At 45.6% G+C, this 18,208-nt stretch carries 17 protein-coding genes; 8 read left to right on the top strand and 9 right to left on the bottom strand.

Going from position 1 to position 18,208, the window contains the following annotated elements:
* The first annotated feature begins 155 nt into the window (after window positions 1-155).
* From WBJ53_RS22730 to WBJ53_RS22705, 6 genes are all read left to right on the top strand, one after another.
* A complete protein-coding gene (locus WBJ53_RS22730; protein WP_338870418.1) occupies window positions 156-1,187 on the top strand; it encodes a sensor histidine kinase in 1,032 nt (343 codons plus the stop codon).
* A complete protein-coding gene (locus tag WBJ53_RS22725) occupies window positions 1,184-1,885 on the top strand; it encodes a response regulator transcription factor (RefSeq protein ID WP_338870416.1) in 702 nt (233 codons plus the stop codon). Before WBJ53_RS22730 ends, WBJ53_RS22725 begins: the two co-directional genes overlap by 4 nt.
* A 154-nt stretch (window positions 1,886-2,039) precedes the next feature.
* Window positions 2,040-2,693 carry a porin family protein gene (locus tag WBJ53_RS22720; RefSeq protein WP_338870414.1) on the top strand — a complete coding sequence of 218 codons (654 nt, stop codon included), beginning with the start codon at window positions 2,040-2,042 and terminating at the stop codon, window positions 2,691-2,693.
* Window positions 2,690-3,451, top strand: a complete 762-nt coding sequence (locus tag WBJ53_RS22715; protein ID WP_338870412.1) for a DUF4386 domain-containing protein — start codon at window positions 2,690-2,692, stop codon at window positions 3,449-3,451. The genes WBJ53_RS22720 and WBJ53_RS22715 overlap by 4 nt, the downstream gene beginning before the upstream one ends.
* A 137-nt stretch (window positions 3,452-3,588) precedes the next feature.
* Complete coding sequence (gene gldC, locus WBJ53_RS22710) at window positions 3,589-3,939, top strand: gliding motility protein GldC (RefSeq protein ID WP_338870410.1); 351 nt, start codon at window positions 3,589-3,591, stop codon at window positions 3,937-3,939.
* A 69-nt stretch (window positions 3,940-4,008) separates the two neighbouring features.
* Window positions 4,009-5,202, top strand: coding sequence for a thioredoxin family protein (locus WBJ53_RS22705; protein WP_338870408.1), 1,194 nt, complete (start codon window positions 4,009-4,011; stop codon window positions 5,200-5,202).
* Between the two features lie 79 nt (window positions 5,203-5,281).
* Here the strand turns inward: WBJ53_RS22705 and WBJ53_RS22700 are convergent, their stop codons facing one another.
* The 9 genes from WBJ53_RS22700 to WBJ53_RS22660 form a co-directional block, all read right to left on the bottom strand.
* A complete protein-coding gene (locus WBJ53_RS22700; protein ID WP_338870406.1) occupies window positions 5,282-5,833 on the bottom strand; it encodes a tetratricopeptide repeat protein in 552 nt (183 codons plus the stop codon).
* 68 nt (window positions 5,834-5,901) lie between these two features.
* Window positions 5,902-6,252 carry an MmcQ/YjbR family DNA-binding protein gene (locus WBJ53_RS22695; RefSeq protein ID WP_338870404.1) on the bottom strand — a complete coding sequence of 117 codons (351 nt, stop codon included), beginning with the start codon at window positions 6,250-6,252 and terminating at the stop codon, window positions 5,902-5,904.
* On the bottom strand, window positions 6,249-6,437 hold the full coding sequence (locus WBJ53_RS22690; protein WP_338870402.1) for a DUF6728 family protein: 189 nt from the start codon (window positions 6,435-6,437) through the stop codon (window positions 6,249-6,251). The genes WBJ53_RS22695 and WBJ53_RS22690 overlap by 4 nt, the downstream gene beginning before the upstream one ends.
* A gap of 90 nt (window positions 6,438-6,527) precedes the next feature.
* Window positions 6,528-8,567 (bottom strand): (E)-4-hydroxy-3-methylbut-2-enyl-diphosphate synthase, encoded by a 2,040-nt coding sequence (gene ispG, locus WBJ53_RS22685; protein WP_338877223.1) that lies wholly within the window; start codon window positions 8,565-8,567, stop codon window positions 6,528-6,530.
* Between the two features lie 171 nt (window positions 8,568-8,738).
* Window positions 8,739-10,907, bottom strand: coding sequence for a peptidase domain-containing ABC transporter (locus WBJ53_RS22680; protein WP_338870400.1), 2,169 nt, complete (start codon window positions 10,905-10,907; stop codon window positions 8,739-8,741).
* A gap of 100 nt (window positions 10,908-11,007) precedes the next feature.
* The gene (locus WBJ53_RS22675; protein WP_338870398.1) at window positions 11,008-11,523 is read right to left on the bottom strand and encodes a hypothetical protein; all 516 of its coding nucleotides are present in this window, start codon (window positions 11,521-11,523) and stop codon (window positions 11,008-11,010) included.
* On the bottom strand, window positions 11,520-12,032 hold the full coding sequence (locus WBJ53_RS22670) for a hypothetical protein (protein ID WP_338870396.1): 513 nt from the start codon (window positions 12,030-12,032) through the stop codon (window positions 11,520-11,522). Before WBJ53_RS22670 ends, WBJ53_RS22675 begins: the two co-directional genes overlap by 4 nt.
* Window positions 12,033-13,005: 973 nt before the next feature.
* Entirely contained in the window at window positions 13,006-13,179 is a 174-nt protein-coding gene (locus WBJ53_RS22665) for a hypothetical protein (protein WP_338870394.1), read from the bottom strand.
* Between the two features lie 355 nt (window positions 13,180-13,534).
* The gene (locus WBJ53_RS22660) at window positions 13,535-14,176 is read right to left on the bottom strand and encodes a LuxR C-terminal-related transcriptional regulator (protein WP_338870392.1); all 642 of its coding nucleotides are present in this window, start codon (window positions 14,174-14,176) and stop codon (window positions 13,535-13,537) included.
* A gap of 305 nt (window positions 14,177-14,481) precedes the next feature.
* Between WBJ53_RS22660 and WBJ53_RS22655 the strand changes: the two genes are divergently transcribed.
* On the top strand, window positions 14,482-14,811 hold the full coding sequence (locus WBJ53_RS22655) for a hypothetical protein (RefSeq protein ID WP_338870390.1): 330 nt from the start codon (window positions 14,482-14,484) through the stop codon (window positions 14,809-14,811).
* A 359-nt stretch (window positions 14,812-15,170) separates the two neighbouring features.
* Window positions 15,171-18,110 (top strand): S8 family serine peptidase, encoded by a 2,940-nt coding sequence (locus WBJ53_RS22650; protein WP_338870388.1) that lies wholly within the window; start codon window positions 15,171-15,173, stop codon window positions 18,108-18,110.
* Window positions 18,111-18,208: the final 98 nt, after the last annotated feature.

Genomic DNA, 18,208 nt, shown 5'->3' with positions numbered 1-18,208 from the left:
GTTCTCTTTCAGAATCTATAACAATGCAAACTCAATTTATACACGACGGAATTTCTGACTCTTGCAGACAACTAATCCCAACTGGCAGAATTGTTTTGTTGTTCTGCCCAAAACAGAGCAACTTTAGCCCCTTATCAATCAAGGAGTTGTTCTGAATGAAACGATCGCTAATCATTGGGCTACATGCTGGTTTCTGGCTATGTTATTGCCTGTTGATCCTGCTGATGCTAGGCGTATTTTTCCAGAACAATGCCGAGGAGCAGCGAGTCAATTACTATTTTGGACTGATTTTTCGAATGGCTGTTGTGCCGTCGGTTATTGGTTTTTACCTGTTCTATTTTCTGGTATTTTCAACTTATGTGCGTACCCGAAAGTTATGGATTGCCATCGGTTATGCATTGCTCGGGTCAATTTTGGCCGCTAGTGTGGGCTATGTTGGTGTAGCAAGTCGGTATGGCACTGCCTGCCTGAGCAAGACCGGTAGTGCGTTGGGCGGGTTTTTGCTCATCACCTTTGTTGCTTTTGTGAGTGGGGTAGTGGCGTTGGTGATCCAGGGATTTATTACCTGGTTTTCGGAAATCAAACTGAAAGAAGCCCTGGCGCAGAAGAATCACGAAATGGAGCTGGCGTTGATCAAATCACAACTCGATCCGCATTTCCTGTTCAATACCATCAACAACATCGATGTGCTGATTCTGAAAAATGCCGCTGCCGCTTCGTCCTACCTGAATCAATTATCCGACATTATGCGGTTCATGCTCTACGAGACAAAAACAAATGTGATACCACTAACCAAAGAAGTTGAATATATCGAGAAATATATTGCGCTACAGAAAATCAGAACGACCAATCAGGGCTATATTAGTTTCTTGGTAGAGGGTTCGCTGGGCGGTAAAACGATTGCGCCAATGGTGCTGATTCCATTCATCGAAAATGCGTTTAAGCATACTGGAAACAAGAAACTCGAAAATGCCATTTCGGTAAGTATTTGTAGCCGGGAAAAGTCGATTGAGTTTAGTTGTAAAAACCGCATAAACCCCAACAAAACGAGCCTGTCTAATGCCAACGGACTGGGTAACGAGCTGATCCGAAAGCGGTTGAATCTGCTATATCCGGAACGGCACACGCTGGCCATCAGCCAGCAGGGAAATCTGTATCAGGTGCAGTTGACCATTACGAACCCATGATTCACCGGTATACCTGCCTTATTATTGAAGACGAACCGCTGGCGCTGGAACGAACGCAGGAGTTTGTCGGTAAAATCCCTTCGCTGAGCCTATGTGCGACATTCGACAATGCACTCGATGGCCTGGCCTATCTGAAACAGCACCCTGTCGATATTCTCTTTTTAGATATTAACATGGACGAACTATCGGGGATTGAACTGCTTGAGAGTGCCCGCATCGATAGTCAGGTCATTATCACAACGGCCTACTCCGAGTATGCGCTCAAAGGATATGAACTCAATGTTGCCGATTATTTACTGAAGCCATTTACGTTTAATCGGTTTGTGCAGGCGATCGACAAAGTACAGGAAAAACTAGCCTTTCGACAGCCGAAACCCCAGCCCGATTTTATTTTCGTAAAAACAGAAAACCGACTGGAGAAAATTACACTTTCCGACATCCTGTTCATTGAAGGCATGCGGGACTATCGACGCATCCATACCGTCGATAAGAAGATTATGACTCTGCAAAACTTCAGCGAATTTGAGCAGATTATTCCATCTAGCCAGGTCTGTCGGGTGCATAAGTCATACATGGTGGCGATTCATAAAATTGAGTCTATCGAACGCAGTCGTATTCGTATTGCCAATCAGCTTATACCCATTTCAGATACTTATAAAGACCAGTTCTTTCAACTCATCAACAGCACTGCTCAGTAGCGCTTACCGATAGAAATCGACGATTGGCAGACATCTCGACTCAATTGGCATAACAGAATTTTGGCACCCTGTTCAGTTTCAGACATTTGTATAAACCAACTATCGGTTTCTGCAAATGATACAATCAACCAGCATACATCGAAGCAAGCACGCTTTGTTAAGACTGATTTTTCTGCTGTTCAGTCTGACTACCTCTACTGCCTTTTCGCAACAGACCACGCTTAATCTGCTGTTCAATGGTGTAACCACTCATTTTAATTATGGCAGTCAGAACAGTCGCTTAAAAGACTACAGGAAAGGCATTTTAGGCGCACAATTGGGAGCATCGTTTCAGGCGGGTGTTACGAATCGCTTCTCGCTGGTGCCTGAGCTTTATGCAATTATGAAGGGAGGAAGACTGCTTGCCAATAATCCGCTCACTACCAATCAATCGACAGTACGTTTGTATACGCTGGAGTTGCCTGTTCTGGCGCGTTTGCACATGGGTCGTTTTTACTTAAACGGCGGTCCTTACGTGACTTATGCGCTTGGCGGTACTATGACCATCGAGGGAACTGATGTAAGCCAGCAGAAAAAGACCGCACTCAATTTTGGTCGCGCCAGTGGAACATTTAACCGCTGGGAAGCAGGGGCGCAGGTAGGAGCTGGCTATGTGTTCCCCTGTCGAAAAAAGCGATTAGCGCTCGATGTTAGGTACAGTTATGGGCTCTCGAGTGTCTCGACCGACATTGATCGCTACAACCGTTACCTGAATGTTGGCCTGCTTATGTCTCAGTCGTGGGCTACTAATCCACTTGGTCGAAAATGACAAAAAATCATAATGAACAACCCCAGGCCAGTAAACCGATGAAGCCAACCCGAACCATTCCCACTATTGTCGGTGCGCTCTTTGTTAGTGCAGCCGTTACTGCCATAATTGGTCTTGCGTTATACGACCCTATCCTACATGATCCTGACTATATCCTTACTGGTTCTGCTCACGAAGGACAAGTGATTATGGGGGCGTTTTTTGAAATTATCCTTGCCTTTTCTGTGATTGGCACGTCTATTTCGGTCTTTCCGGTGCTGAAAAAGCAAAACGAGAGCATTGCCCTCGGTTATGTTTGCGGACGACTGTTGGAAGCCGCTATCATTATAGTCGGTATCATTAGTCTGTTAGCCATCGTGACGTTAAATCATGATTTTTCGACGACAACCGCTTCGGATAGGTCTTCTTTTCTGACGGCTGGTAAGTTATTGGTAGCTGTTCATAACTGGACGTTCTTGTTTGGACCTAACATCGCATTAGGGCCTAATACGCTGATGCTAAGCTACCTGCTCTACAAATCGAAACTGGTTCCGAGGTTCATACCGATGTTGGGGTTTATTGGAGGGCCTTTAATTTTTCTGTCGGCTATGTTTGTGATGTTTGGGGTATATGCCCAGATTTCGGTATGGGGAAGTATTTGTGCCATTCCGGTATTTGCGTTTGAAATGTCGTTGGCAGTCAGATTGTTAGTTACAGGGTTTGTCACAACGACAGATTCAACAGAACAGATCGCCAAATACCGGTTTGGTAAAGCATGACTACTTTCCCGAAATTAACAGCATTGGGCTATGATCTAGTAGCTTCGGGGCAAAATTAGTCATACAGTTTGAAACCCATCAAACAAACACTGGTGTTAGCAGTGCGGGTTTCGGCCCGTGTTACTAACTTTGTAGCTATGAAAAAGTCAGACATTCATTTTACCGTCGAATTAGATAATCAGAATATTCCTGAGAAGATTTACTGGGATGCCACCGAAAACCCAAACGAAGGACTGAGCGATACGCGGGCCATTGCCATTGCACTTTGGGATCAATACCATAATAGCACCCTTAAAATTGACCTCTGGACTAAAGAGATGGAAGTGATTGATATGAAGCGCTTCCTGATCGAAATTATGAGTGGTATTGCCGATACGGCGGTTAATGCAACTGGCGATAAACGCATGGCCAGCGATATTGAAAACACCTGTCGGGTACTGAGCAAACGACTCGAAGAAGAAATCAAAGAACAGCAAAAGAACCAGTAGAGGGCACCGAAGCGGCAACATTGGTCGTTATTTTGCTAAGATCTGTCTGTGTGCATTGATTTCCTACTTATGAAAAAGATTCTTCTGCTAGTACTGATTGCCAATGTTGCGATTGCCCAGGCCCAAAAAGCCGGGATTCAATTTAAGGAAGCTCCCATCGAACGTGTATTTCAGGATGCCCGTCGAGCCGGTAAGCCTGTTTTTGTTGAGATATTTTCACCAACCTGCCATGTGTGCCAAAGCTTTATTCCAACGCTGGCCGACGCACGAGTAGGAAAATTTTATAATAGTAAGTTCGTCAGTACAAAACTGGATATTGGCCAGCCATCGACGCGTGCATTTCTAGACAAAAAGCACCTGTTTGTGCCGTCGTTGCCGTTGTTTCTGTATTTTGATCCGCAACAGAATCTGATTCATTTTGCCATGAGCAATAACACGACGGATGAGGTTATTCGTCATGGCACAATTGCACTGGACCCCAAATCGCGTAGTCAGAGTATGAAATCGCGCTACCAGCAGGGCGAACGGTCGGCGGCTTTTCTGATCGACTATGCCATGTTTGGGCGGGTAACCAAAGATACGGTAGCTAATATGGCGGCAATGAACGACTATGTTCGTCAGCAATCTCCGGCCACATATGCTAATCAGACCAACTGGCTGGCTTTGCAAAAACTGGTACTTGATTTCGAGAATCCAATGTTTCAATATATGCTGGCTCATCTGGATACATATCGGAAAGCCTATGGTGCCGAACCAACGCAACAGGTAGCCGAAAATATCCTGATGTCGTCGTTATATAGTAGTCGTGGTGCCCAGTTTCCCGTTTCTAAAATCCTACAGATTCGGCAGGATCTGACAAAAATTGGTATCGATCCGAGAGTTGCGGCCAACCGGACACTGCTTCCCGAAGTGAATGCTTATTTCCGGGCTCACCAAACGGCCAAAGCTGTTGAGCGCATGGATAATCAGGTAAACTCCAATCAATTGACGGTGCCCGAATACATTTATATTTCGCGGCTCTTCAACCGGGCAAGTCCCGATGCTTCGGATGTGCCAACGGTTCTAAAATGGCTGAATAAAGGTTTGGCCACAAAGCCATCTCCTAAAGAACAGGCCGATTTATACTACGAAATGGCTGAAGCCTATCGGCGTAGCGGTAAAAATGCTGATGCCCAGAAAGCCGCTCAGAAGTCGATGGAATTAGCCCAGGCCAGTCATCTGGATACCCGCCGGAATGTGGAGCAGATGGGAAAGCTGAAGTAGGTTATTGGGTTTATCGTTTATGGTTGCGCTGCTCAAGAAGGAAGTTTGCTATTAGGCGGAGCAACCATAAACCGTAAACTTACTTCTGATATACCGGTTTGGTAAAAGGTGGTTGGAGAAGAAGATGGAATGAATTTTCGTCGCCAAGGGCTACCGCCCGGCGAAGGTCACTTTCGGCCTGAGGTAGTTGCCGAACCCGAATTCGGGCTAGCGCACGCCAGCGGTAGGCATCGGGCTGTTCATCGCGGAAATGCCACACGGCTTTATCGAACTCACGAAAAGCTTCATTATACTGCTCAATACTATAATAGGCAATGCCCCGGTCCAGATAACAATCGGCCAGCGTATTGTCGCGGTTGATAGCTTGCGTAAGGTCGTATATGGCTGAGTAGTAGTTTTCCTGCACAAGCTGGCATTTTCCGCGGTAGGCATAAGCAATGGCTGATTTTGGGTAATGCCGAATGGCATCCGTAAAGTAACGGTGGGCTTCGGCATAGTTCCGGCATGTAACCAGTTCAATCCCTTTGCGGAACCGTTTCCGGTCTTTATCGGCCGGAGTGTCATGATCCACAAAGTAGTACCGGATAGTCAGATAGACCACAAACAGCAGACCTAACAGCGCAACTTCCATAACACAAGTCTGGTTTTTCGAACCTTGCTAATTTACAACGTTTACCCCTTTTAGGGCAAGCCACATGCTTAGTTTAATTGAGCCTGTACTGTTTTAGGCAGGCTTTTTTTGACCAGCTCATAGGAGTGATCGATCCATTCCTGAATATCAGTGCTACGAACGTTGCCATCAATGGTAATAGTGTTCCAGTGTTTCTTATTCATATGGTAGCCGGGGGCCACAAACGAATAGGTTTCCCGTAACTGAACAGCCCGTTCGGGATCACACTTCAGATTGATTGTAGTTGGACGGCTTTCGGTATCCATCAGTGCGAAAATCTTTCCACCAACTTTAAAAACGAGTGTTACTTCTCCGAAAGGAAATGACTCTTGGCTACCCACCTTGGCCAGGCAATATTCGCGTAGGGTTTCGATATTCATCGGGTGCAATGACGAACGGTGTATACAATTACGGCAAACAAAAACATAATAATCGAAATCCGATTGATACCGTGCATCATGCGTAGGTTTACGCTGGTTGGTTGATTAGGGTCTGGTTTCCGAAAAACTCGAATGAAATACGAGAAAACCGGCCCGATTTTTAGATAATCAATGAATCTGTTCACAGTAGTTGGGTTTATAGTATTCGGTTTACGGTTTTCAGTTTATGGTTGCTCCGCCTATTAGCATAACCATAAACTGAAAACCATAAACGATTAAACAATTTCCAGTGTCGGTTCGATCCAGCGGTTATCCTCCCGGATCAATTCGATCAGTTCGTCAACAGCCCGGTCGGCCGGGACTGATTTTTTAATGACCTGTTGCCCTCTATATAACGCTATTTTATCGCGACCAATTCCGACATAGCCATAATCGGCATCAGCCATTTCGCCGGGGCCATTTACAATGCAACCCATAATACCAATTTTGACTCCTTTCAGATGATCGGTACGTTGACGAATACGCGCAGTGGTTTCCTGTAAATCGAATAGCGTACGCCCACAGGACGGGCAGGAAATATATTCGGTTTTGGTGATGCGCGTGCGGGCAGCCTGCAAAATGCCAAATGCCAGACTATTCAAACGGCTAAGCTGGCCGGCTTGGTTTGTGGGCTGTGTTTCTGCCGTAGATAATAGCACACCATCGCCTAAACCGTCAATTAAGAGGCCACCCATATCGGTTGCAGCATATAGCGGCATGTCTTCGTCGGGAACCGTTGCGTAGTTTCGCTGAATAACAACCGGCGTTGTTATGGCCTGATTCATCAGTTCTACAACTAATCGGCGTAGTTCGGGCATGGCATGGGCATTGTCGGTAGCGATAAGCAACACTACAGTGTTATCGGTACGCAGCGCCTGGAGCAATTCGTCGGACAAATCGGCCAGCATGACCCGAACAAAATTCAGCCGGTTATGAAGTTTTTCGGCTGTTGATGAAGCCGTTATGTATTCAGCAGCACTCAGCAATGGAAAGGTATTTACCTGATCGGAGCCTGTTTGCCATACCACAAAATCCTGAATTTCTTTCAGCCCGTTGGGGAGCATGAACCTGGCCGGACTGGAACCGGTGTATATGTAATCGGCGCCCAGGTCGTTCATGCGCCATTTGTCGGGCACGGGTAGGTAAAAATGGCCAATCGGCTGCAATACATCATGTTCCTGAACCAGAATCTGGCTAAAATCGGCAATAACACGCGGTACATTTTGGCCACCAAAGTTGGCCACTTCGTGTGTTGTCCGGCGCGTGTACTGAAACGGATTGATCGGGTAGGTCGTAATGGCCGGAATCGGGGTGCTTTTTTCGGCCCGGTGCGTATAACGGTCGATCAGTGCCTGCGCAACGGGGGCTTCGCGCTCGGGTTCTTCGGTCAATGACACCCGAACCGTATCGCCAATACCATCTTCGAGCAGGGTGCCAATGCCTAATGCCGATTTGATACGACCATCTTCGGCCTCGCCCGCTTCCGTAACCCCAAGGTGTAAGGGATAGGGTTTCAGCCCTTCTTCATCGAGCCGTTGTACCAGCAGCCGATAGGCCTGAACCATCACCTGCGGATTGCTCGATTTCATCGACAACACGATGTTGTAGTAGTTTTCGGCCTCGCAAATACGTAGAAACTCCAGCGCCGACTCCACCATACCGGCTGGTGTATCGCCATAGCGACTCAGAATCCGGTCAGATAGTGAACCGTGGTTGGTGCCGATACGCATGGCCGTGCCGTATTCTTTACAGATACGGACCAGCGGCAGAAATTTTTCCCGAATCCGATCCAGTTCAGCCGCGTAGGCCGCATCGGTATAGTCGATGAATTCGAATCGTTTACGGTCGGCGTAGTTGCCGGGATTGATCCGTACTTTCTCGACAATACGAGCTGCCAATTCGGCGGCATTGGGCGTAAAGTGAATATCGGCTACGAGTGGTGTTGTATAGCCACGCGCCCGCAGACCCTTCCGAATGTTTTCCAGATTCTGCGCTTCTTTTACACTGGGAGCCGTAATCCGAACATATTCGCAGCCAGCCTCGATCATCCGAATGCTTTGCTCAATAGATCCTTCGGTATCCATTGTATCGACGGTGGTCATCGATTGCACCCGAATCGGGTAATCTGAACCCATCGGAACGTCACCAATAGTAACTGTACTGGTTTTACGACGGATATACTGAGTCAGCGAAGGAGTGTAAAGAACAGGACTTCCAGACCGCTCCGAAGTATCGGTGGCAGTCGATATAGAAGGAGTAAGCAGCGAATCGAGCATACAGGTAGTGCCACAGCCGTTTGCGAGGGCAGTAGTCGTCCGCAAAGGTACGGAAAAAGGCGTCTACTGTTCAGAAAGCTGTTTACCGAACAACGTTTGCCAATCGCTAAATGTTCGCTATTAGTAGTTCTGTTCAGAACCTTTCAATGGCCTTATTGCATGATACCTATTCTATTGAAGCAATGAGTTCAACGCCAATAGGTTGTTATTGCTTCCGGTTTGACTGTAAATATGGATTGGGTTTAGATGTCCCTGTTGTAAGACGTAGACCTGATTGGCCGATTGGATCAGAGTAGCTTTGTGCGTAATAAGTAAAATAGTTACTTGCGGACGTAGTTGTTCCAGTAAGTCTACAACAAATTGTTCTGTATGACGATCCATAGCTGCTGTAGGCTCGTCGAGTAGTAGCAACTGCGGCTTTCGATATAAGGCCCTGGCTAGCGCTACTAGTTGTTGCTGCCCACCTGAAATAGCAATTCCATCTTCGCCTAGCCTGGTTAAATAACCTTGCGGGAATGCTTCGAAATAGCGGTCAAAACCGTAGTGTCGGCAAAACAGAACTACTTGCTCTGCTTCTTCTGCTATGTTACCAAGGCAGATATTATCCAATAACGTACCGGCAAATAATTTGATCTGTTGTGGAACAACACCAATGGCTTGTCGCCAGGTTGTGGTATCAACACTATGCCAATCTGTCCCATTCAAACGAATCTGTCCTGCTTCGGGAGCATAGAATCGTTGAATAAGTTGGAGCAATGTACTTTTTCCACTTCCGCTTTCACCCAATAGGACGATTAATTCTCCTTTATTTAGTGCCAGCGAGATATTTTCTAACTGCAAAGGGCGGCCCGGAAACCGGAAGTATAGATTCTGGATCGTTAGCGACGAAAAGGTAAATATAAGATCAGGTCCCAAAGCATTTTGTTCTGGAGTGAGATGTGCATACTCATACATACGCTCAAAGGCTACATTAGCCTCCTGAAGTTGTATATTGGTCATAGCCAGACTTGCAACGGCAGGTAGAATGCTACCCGCCAGAGTCAGAATCGCCATCATTTCGCCCAGATGTAAGAATTGCTCTACAACCAGAACCGAAGTGAGCGTAATTAACCCAGCAATGAGTAGTGCACTGATTAGCTCGGCCACCAGATTGAAGCGAAGACTAATCTGACCTAGCTGGTATACTTTATCCTGAAAACGACCGTAGATGATTCGGGTAATACCTCCGAAAAAGGCTTCCCGGTTGGTTGTTTTGATTACATCGATTCCTTGAATGGTGTCAACGTAATTACTTTCCGTATGGGCCGATGCTGTCATTACCTCGCGCTGATTGTGGATAATACGAGTATGATAAAGCCACACCAAACCGCCATATAACGGAATACTCAACAACGCCAGCAGACCTATCCAGACCGAATACGTGAAGAGATACCCTGCCGACACCAGTACCACTAACGCGTTAATCACGACCGTACCGGTCAGGTAACTGATGCTACGCTGGATTCGGCCTGTATCGTTCAGACGTGCTATAAGTTCCCCGGTTTTGCGGCTGTCGAAAAATGACTTGGGTAAGTAAAGCAGCGCTTCATAAAATCGATTAATGATTCGGTTATTGAAATCGCGGCTCTGGCGATTCAGCAGAAAACCACGCAAATAACCGACTATGGCCCTTGCTACCAGTAGAAACGTCAATAAGCCTAGTCCCAAAATAAGCCGTTGAGTATCGTGTTTAGGTAAAATTTCGTCGATCAGTTTTTGCGAAAAAATTGCCGTCGATAGTCCTAACCCCGCCGTAATAATTCCAAGGCCCGTAGCAATGGCTAGTAGCGGAATGTCATCGCGGATGAGGCCGAAGAACCATTGTCGTTTAGCTTTTTTTTCATCGGTTTGCGGGCGGAAGGTCGCATTTGTAGATAACGTCAGGAGTATACGTGAGGGCCAGATAGTTGCCAGTTCTTCGGCCCGATAGGTGACTATACCCTGTGCCGGATCACCAACCAAAAAACGCTGTTCAAGAGCATCCCAACCGTAGCAAACAACGTAATGCTGCAACCTGTTGTCGACCAGTATATGCAGGATAACCGGGCCACTGACATCGGTTTTAAGATTTTCGACTGATTCAGCTTCCATACCTTCAGCATCCATGCCCAGTTGAGAAGCCGCCTGATACAGTCCTAATAACGTGGTTCCTTGTGGGTCAGTACCACTTAATTCGCGGAGCCGCTCCAGCCGACTATGTCCACCATAGTAGGCCAGTATCGAAGCCAGACAGGCTACTCCACAATCGGCCTGTTCCTGTTGGCGGACCAGTGTTCGTTCAATGTGCTTGCGAGGATTCATATCAAAGGGTAGGGTGAGAAAAATACTGAACCAATAACCAGAGCAGGCTTAGGAGAATAAGTACAATCTGTTCCATGATGATAAAAACCACCTTTGAAGGTCAGGGAGCTATATACCGGGCGATAGCCTCAATGCTGGTTTCGCCCTGAAAGTGTTTTGCCAATGAGCCATTTGAACGGTAGATTAGTATATCAGGAATCGAGGTGAAGCCGAAGGTTTCGTAAGCGGATTTTCGGTCAATATGAGCGACTTGCACATTCGTTAGCTTACCCAATTGATATGTTTGGGCAAAAGTTTTCAAGATTGTCAGTGGTGCGGATGAAAGCAGAATGATGGCTGCGTTATTGAGTAAGGAGGCTCGTTTGTGGAGCTCTTCCGCTTCACGCTGGCAGTGCTCACAATCAGGATCGAAGTAGATAAACACCGTTGGGCGGTTAGCCAGTTGGGCTGTATGAATTACCGAACTATCCAATCCATACGCCGTAAACGTGGGTAAAGTCTGAATCCGGTCGGCGGTTTTCTGCTTCTGATTCAGTTTGTTGGTAAACCCCCAGATTAGATACGACAATAGTGCTACTACCAGCAAAGGCAATCCCCATTTCAGATACGTTCTCATGACAAACTCACCGTTAGGAACATCACCAGCGCCACCCAAACTAGCAATCCAGACCCATACGAAGCGGCTACCAGCCCAACTGCTTTGGGTATGGGTATGTCAATAACCTCCGAAACGCCGTAAGCCAGCACCAGCCAGTAAGCCAACTCGAAAAGGTTAGTGAGTTGAAGCGGATAAAGCCAATAAGGTGCTACTGAATCGGCCCCAATCAGGCTCAGAGCACTCAGTGGATAAAATACCTGCAAGTCGGCAAGGTTATAATCTGTTTGGACAAACAGGAACCAGAGCAGTTTAATAACTGCAGGTAGCAGCAGTACTAGTTCAGCCTGAATTACTATTCGGAAAAACGGTTTGAATAGCCACTGATTGGTTGCAAAGTAATACCCCAGACTCAGGCATGAAGCTACCAGTGCAAATTTAAGCAGATTTAAAACCGGAAGAATTACATAACCAAGCCAGGACCATTCATGCGTTTGTGTAATTGTTTTCTGAATTTGCTCGTAAGTCATTTGTTCAGAAAAAGCGTTAAAATACAGTTCGTCTGAAAGGAGAATATGCTGGCCAGCAAAAGTTAATCCTAAACTCAGTATTATTATTAAGGCAAATAATAGCCAGCTATTATCCATTGAACCCGGGTGTTTGGCATAATTTGTGGGTAAGAATGCGTTGTTCATCTTGATTTAGTTCAGTAATAAAGACTATTATGGTAGTTTATAGTGAAATTATTAAATCCATGTACTTACTATTGATTTGGGAAATGGTTTGTAAATTTTTTTACATGCATAACTTGCTGGATATAATGAGTATATTTGATAAAATTTTGCAGTTCTACTCACGTATCAATAATATACTTTAGAAGGGGATTGTGAATGTACATTGGGGATTTAATATGGTCTTTATTTTTTTGTACCAGAATATAAGGAATTATAAAGTATAATGCTGCACATTAATATCATTAAAATGAAACTGATAGTTGACATTTTGCCATCTGTAATAATATAATCATATAGCATGTAAATGCCTGCCAATAGCCCAGATATTACTCGAATTTTCTTCATTGATTATAGTAAAATAATTGCCGGTTTAATTAGTTTTGTTATTTGTGAATTATATGTAACTTTTTTTTAATTATTGAATAAGGTGATGGTATTTACTTGTGAATAAATTTGTTTTTATTGGGTAAGTGTCGGATGTTGAAATATAATATGATTAATTATTGTTGCTTTTTTATGGGAAAAATGTAATATTTAATAAGATATTTTTATAAGTAAATTGGCTTTGTTGCGTGGCTCTTTGAAGGTGTGTTTTATCCTGATCTCAGCCTGATAAAAGGTAATTTAAACAGCCTATCGAGGCTAAATCGCTTACTTGTTTTTGGCACCTTACCCTTCGACGGTGTTGAGTTCAGGCTTTTTTCGGTAGATCAGGAGCCATGCAACAAAGCCAATTTACTTATAAAAATATCTTATTAAATACCTTGCCTTACCTTACATGATACCAACAGCCTGCAGCAATACCACCTAATATTGATCCTCCAGCCGGTGTTGCAAGTAATGTTGTAACAATTGCTGCTCCTGTTAAGAAAGCACAATCTGTCCAATGGGGGGTAATACCTCCTTGAAACTTGTTCATAATACTAAAATTGATCTTTTTCATAAAACTTATTTGTATATTAATTTTGATATACTCCAACCTAAGCAAAATCCAGCTACGGGGACTGAGCCTAGCCCATATGTAAACTTGACTGTGCCCATAATTGTACAACCGACATTAATCACATCACCCCAATCGCCACCTTGAACATATAACATTTGGTGGCCTTTTAGTTTTCTCATTAGTAATGAAATATAAATTGTGACCTACTCTCTTTCCAAGCTTTTCGGTATCCGCCTTTGTTGCGCGTCAACAAGACAAAGGTGAGAGATAAATTTGGCCATCGCATGAGGGAACTCACTCATTTTTATATGGGTGAGTTCCCTTCTTTTTTGTAGGTGAGTTTACCTATGGTTAACTATTGGTAAGCTTCGTTGGATAGTGAGAGTAATTTCTCCCGATTCAACAAAGAAAATTTTACCAGGCTGCCGGGGCCACCCGTCACGTTTAGCTTCTGTGAGATTTTGTATTTGTGGTTTTCAACCGTTTTGGGGCTAATGAATAGCATCTGGGCAATTTGTGGCCCATTATACCCTTCTGCCATTAGTTTTAATATACTACGTTCGCTCGTTGTAAGCGAGTCCCAACCCGGCAGCGGCTCAAGCCGAACGTAGGCTGGATGGGTCTCTAAAAAGCTTGACGCGTAGAAATACCCTTCGGCAAGTGCAGTCAGACATTCGTTCAACTCCGGGAGCTTACAGAGAACATCGATATCCAAATTGTCCAGTAATGGCCAAACTAGTAACGGGTTAGCTGCATCAGGCAGTAGGCACAGGATAATGCGGGTAGCAGGAGCGTACTGCCGAATGCTGGCGAAAAAATCGGGTTGGTCGATATATTCGCTGGTTAATAGGGTAAAAGCAGGTTGTTGGGTTCGTAGTGTATTCTTGAATGATTTTTCGTCGGTCAGAAAGACTTCTTCATTCAAATTAGCTCCATTGGCAACTGCTTTCATGAGTACAACATTGCTTCGACGGTGAAAAAGCATAACAATAGCCATAATTTACAGCGGGTAAGGTGGGAGTTCGATCAAACATGGCTAATTGAGGAGGCTTTGTGACAAATATAGACTAGTTGTATATAAGTATGTATCGCTGTAACGATTAAATTTCCCTAAAGAAATCCGGCTCGTCTTGGTAGAAAACGATCTTCATGACTAGTTTTTTGATTGATTAGTAGGCTATTAGGTGCTGGGGAGGGAAACAATTGGTCCGCTTATCAGTTGAATGAGCAGCAGATTGGCCAAGTAGTTATAGGATTACTAGTACGTACAAACCAAGAATACAATCATAAACTCAAAACGTTATGAAAACCAAGGTATTCGGTGCTTTTGCACTGATTCTGATGCTGACAATTGGCGCTTACGCTCAGGACACTACAGCCATGAGCAAAAAAGAAATGCGCCGTCAGGAAAAGGCGGAGCGAAAAGCCCGTATGAAGGAAGACCTGAAGAACACTGGCAGAGCAATAGGAGAGACCGCCGATGAAGCGGCTCAGGGTGCCAAACGGAAAGCAAAAGTAGCAGGGAAAGCCATTACGAACGAAGCAAATAAGGTTGGCGATGCTTTAACCAACGAAGCGGATAAGCTAAAAGCAAAACGCGATTCGGCCAAAGCAAAGCGCGATACGTTGTAGGGTTTTACCAACTAAACCCAAACCTGGTAAATGGATGCACTAATGCAGATTTTGCCGGGTTTGGGTTTGTCATTAGCTCTTTGCCTAACCGAACGATAATATTAATGTAAAAAGACCAGAATAGTATTTAAAAAGAATGTAATTTCAGAGGTCAATAGAGTATACTTTAATAGGCTAAATAATCAATATTGTGTATTGATTAGTATATTTTGTTAGATAATTGGTTTGTATAACTCTTTTAGAAGTTATAAGTTTGCCCATAGCTATATTCATCGAAATAGTACGTGTATTAATTCGCTGGTTATTAGTGAAAATTAATGCTATTACACACAAATCCCTAACTTCATGTTCTCTTTTGTATGGTAAAACCACTACGTGATTGGATCACAGCCGTACTGGCTTCATTGATCCTTATTGGTCAGCCTTTGGCTACTCAGGCGCAGATTCCTGGAAAAGGAAATGCAAAAATCGCCCAGGATTTACGAGTCCTTCAGCAGAATAATGGCGGAGCGCCTACCTTGCCACCTGGCTTGCGTGGCCTTCAGAAAGGAGATGCTTTCCTGAAAAAAGATGGGAAAGTGTTTATCGAAGCCGTTGCTGCTCCGGGGCAGGATGTAAACACGCTGATGCAGCAATTGCAGGCATTAGGATTAGAGAATGCTCTGGCATTCAAGAGCATCGTATCGGGGTATATTGCTTACGATAAAATTGATGATCTGGAAACGGTTAGTGCCCTCCGGTTTGCCCGGCCCGTATATCGGCCTAAGCACAATGCTGGCAGTGTTACATCGCAGGGAGATAAAGCATTACGCGCCGATATTGCCCGCCAGACATATTCTGTAACGGGGGCCGGTACTAAAGTTGGGGTTCTTTCGGACTCCTACGATGCATTAGGCGGAGCGGCAGCGGGTGTTGCTTCGGGCGATTTGCCGGCCGGTGTGCAGGTTATTGATGACTATCTGGGAAGCGATGCATCGGACGAAGGACGGGCAATGGCCGAAATCGTTCATGATGTAGCTCCGGGGGCGGCAATTGCCTTCAATACGGCATTCAAAGGCGAAGCTGCTTTTGCTAAAGGAATCAAAGATCTGGCAACTGCCGGTTGCAACATTATTGTCGACGATATTTCCTATTTTCTGGCTCCATTCTTTCAGGATGGTATCGTGGCCCAGGCGGTAGATGATGTGGTTGCCAATAACGGCGTTACCTACTTTTCGTCGGCTGGTAACAATGCCCGGCATTCGTACCAGAGCACATACTCCTCTGGAACGCTTTTAACCGATCCAACCTATGGTTATCTGGGCTATGCACACAATTTTTCGGGGGGTGATGTGTTTCAGACAATTACGATTCCCGCTCATGGCGCTGCACCCATTGTGCTTCAGTGGGACGAACCTTATGCCTCGGTAAATGGCGGAGCTGGTGCACAAACCGACCTCGATCTGTTGGTCTATTATCAAGGCAGTCTGATTCCGTATTTATCGTCGGCAAATAACAACTTAGGTGGAGATCCGTATGAGTTTATTTATATTGTTAACAACTCATCGTCGCCTATTGACTTAGAGCTAGCCATTGTGAAGTATGATGGCCCTGATCCTAATTTTATCAAATGGGTCGATTTCGATAATGGATATGGTATCACAATGGAGTATGACACAAAAAGCTCAACTGCGGTAGGACATACCAATTCGGCTGGTGCCATCAGCGTGGGAGCGGCTCGTTATACTAATACACCTGCCTTTAATTCATCATTGACTACGGCCACCATCGAAGGATTTTCGTCGGCTGGCGGTACGCCAACATTTTTTTCGCCAACTGGAGACCGGCTCAATGGCACTACCGGCATCGTGCGTCAGAAACCCGAAATAACCTCAGTTGATGGGGGGAATACCACCTTTTTTGGGGGCGATTATGAACCGGATGGGTTTCCAAACTTCTTTGGTACATCGGCCGCAGCTCCCCATGCCGCAGCCGTGGCCGCGTTGATGCAGGAAAAAGCCGGAAATAGTCTCACTCGTAATACGATTCTGAGCGTACTCGAACAAACCGCTCTGGATATGGACGATCCATCAACATCGGGTTTCGACACCGGTTTTGATACGGGCACGGGGTATGGCTTTATTCAGGCCGATAAAGCACTGGAAGCAATCAGTACATCTCCTTCCGATTTTGCTATCATAGCCGTAACTACGGTATCGTGTGCAACCGTTACGGCGTCACAGCGCCTATTGACGTTCACTCCTCAGTATGGACAAGTGAATGGCCAGCCCATTTCATTTTCGGTGGCTAATGAAATGAGTCCTACGACCAGTCCCGGTCCCTATATGTTAACGCTCTATACCGACAATCCGAAAATTGTGCTGAAAGCTACTCAAACAGGTACCTCTGGCGAAGCAAGTTATACCTACGACTGGTTGGCCGCCTGTAATGGTGGTACAACTCCGCCGACCGACACGTTTGCGATTTCGGCTGTGAACACAATCAATTGTACAACCATTTCGGCCACACAGCGTACCGTAACATTCAGTCCTTTGTATACAGGAATCACGGGCCAGGCCATTTCATTTTCAGTAGTGAACGAGATGCCGCCGACCACTGCTAGTGGTCCATATACACTCACTCTCTATACCGACAATCCGGCCATAACCCTGAAAGCTACGCAGGAGGGAACAGCAGGCGAAAAAAGCTTCATTTATAATTGGCTGGTTGCCTGCGGTACTACACCGCCACCACCTCCTCCAGGCGGATCGTTTGGCATTTCGGGGGCAAGTACCATTTCCTGTATTACGGTTTCGGCTACACAACGCACCCTTACATTTAACCCACAGTATACAGGTGTAACTGGCCAGCCAATTTCGTTTTCGGTGGCTAATGAGATGTTGCCCACTACCGCTGCTGGCCCGTATATGTTAACACTCTATACCGACAACCCAACCATCACACTGAAAGCGACTCAGGAAGGAAGCGCAGGTGAGGCTAGTTACACATACAATTGGCTGGCTAATTGTGGCGGAGGTAGCACCCGTATGGGAGCCGAAGCGTCGGTTGGCTTACAGGTACGGGTGCTGGGTAATCCAACACCAGACGAATGGGTAAAAGTTGAGGTTCTGGGAGCCGATAACCAGCGGCTGCGTTTGCAACTCCTCAATAATCGTGGCGAACAAATCAGCGATCAATGGATTGAGGCCGATAGTGCCGTGAAACAACACCGGGTATGGCTGGGTCGCATGGCTGGACTCTACCTGTTGCAGGTAGGTACTGACACTCAGAAACAGACGGTTAAGATTATTCGGCAGTAATTTGCTCGTTTTCATTATATCAGGAACAACTAAAAGCCCCGCATGCGGGGCTTTTAGTTGTTCCTGATATAATGAAAACATGCCTGATTGATAGCGGC

It is taken from the genome of Spirosoma sp. SC4-14 (assembly GCF_037201965.1).
Lineage (GTDB): Bacteria > Bacteroidota > Bacteroidia > Cytophagales > Spirosomataceae > Spirosoma.
The sequence above is the reverse complement of the archived record's forward strand: the minus strand, read 5'-3'. Positions and strand labels throughout refer to the sequence as shown.

Bases quoted from the DNA above. Each gene is read 5' to 3' on its own strand.
- WBJ53_RS22730 (WP_338870418.1), top strand. From the start codon at position 156: ATGAAACGATCGCTAATCATTGGGCTACATGCTGGTTTCTGGCTATGT.
- WBJ53_RS22725 (WP_338870416.1), top strand. From the start codon at position 1,184: ATGATTCACCGGTATACCTGCCTTATTATTGAAGACGAACCGCTGGCG.
- WBJ53_RS22715 (WP_338870412.1), top strand. From the start codon at position 2,690: ATGACAAAAAATCATAATGAACAACCCCAGGCCAGTAAACCGATGAAG.
- gldC (WP_338870410.1), top strand. From the start codon at position 3,589: ATGAAAAAGTCAGACATTCATTTTACCGTCGAATTAGATAATCAGAAT.
- WBJ53_RS22705 (WP_338870408.1), top strand. From the start codon at position 4,009: ATGAAAAAGATTCTTCTGCTAGTACTGATTGCCAATGTTGCGATTGCC.
- WBJ53_RS22700 (WP_338870406.1), bottom strand. From the start codon at position 5,833: ATGGAAGTTGCGCTGTTAGGTCTGCTGTTTGTGGTCTATCTGACTATC.
- WBJ53_RS22695 (WP_338870404.1), bottom strand. From the start codon at position 6,252: ATGAATATCGAAACCCTACGCGAATATTGCCTGGCCAAGGTGGGTAGC.
- ispG (WP_338877223.1), bottom strand. From the start codon at position 8,567: ATGCTCGATTCGCTGCTTACTCCTTCTATATCGACTGCCACCGATACT.
- WBJ53_RS22680 (WP_338870400.1), bottom strand. From the start codon at position 10,907: ATGAATCCTCGCAAGCACATTGAACGAACACTGGTCCGCCAACAGGAA.
- WBJ53_RS22675 (WP_338870398.1), bottom strand. From the start codon at position 11,523: ATGAGAACGTATCTGAAATGGGGATTGCCTTTGCTGGTAGTAGCACTA.
- WBJ53_RS22670 (WP_338870396.1), bottom strand. From the start codon at position 12,032: ATGACTTACGAGCAAATTCAGAAAACAATTACACAAACGCATGAATGG.
- WBJ53_RS22665 (WP_338870394.1), bottom strand. From the start codon at position 13,179: ATGAAAAAGATCAATTTTAGTATTATGAACAAGTTTCAAGGAGGTATT.
- WBJ53_RS22660 (WP_338870392.1), bottom strand. From the start codon at position 14,176: ATGGCTATTGTTATGCTTTTTCACCGTCGAAGCAATGTTGTACTCATG.
- WBJ53_RS22655 (WP_338870390.1), top strand. From the start codon at position 14,482: ATGAAAACCAAGGTATTCGGTGCTTTTGCACTGATTCTGATGCTGACA.
- WBJ53_RS22650 (WP_338870388.1), top strand. From the start codon at position 15,171: ATGGTAAAACCACTACGTGATTGGATCACAGCCGTACTGGCTTCATTG.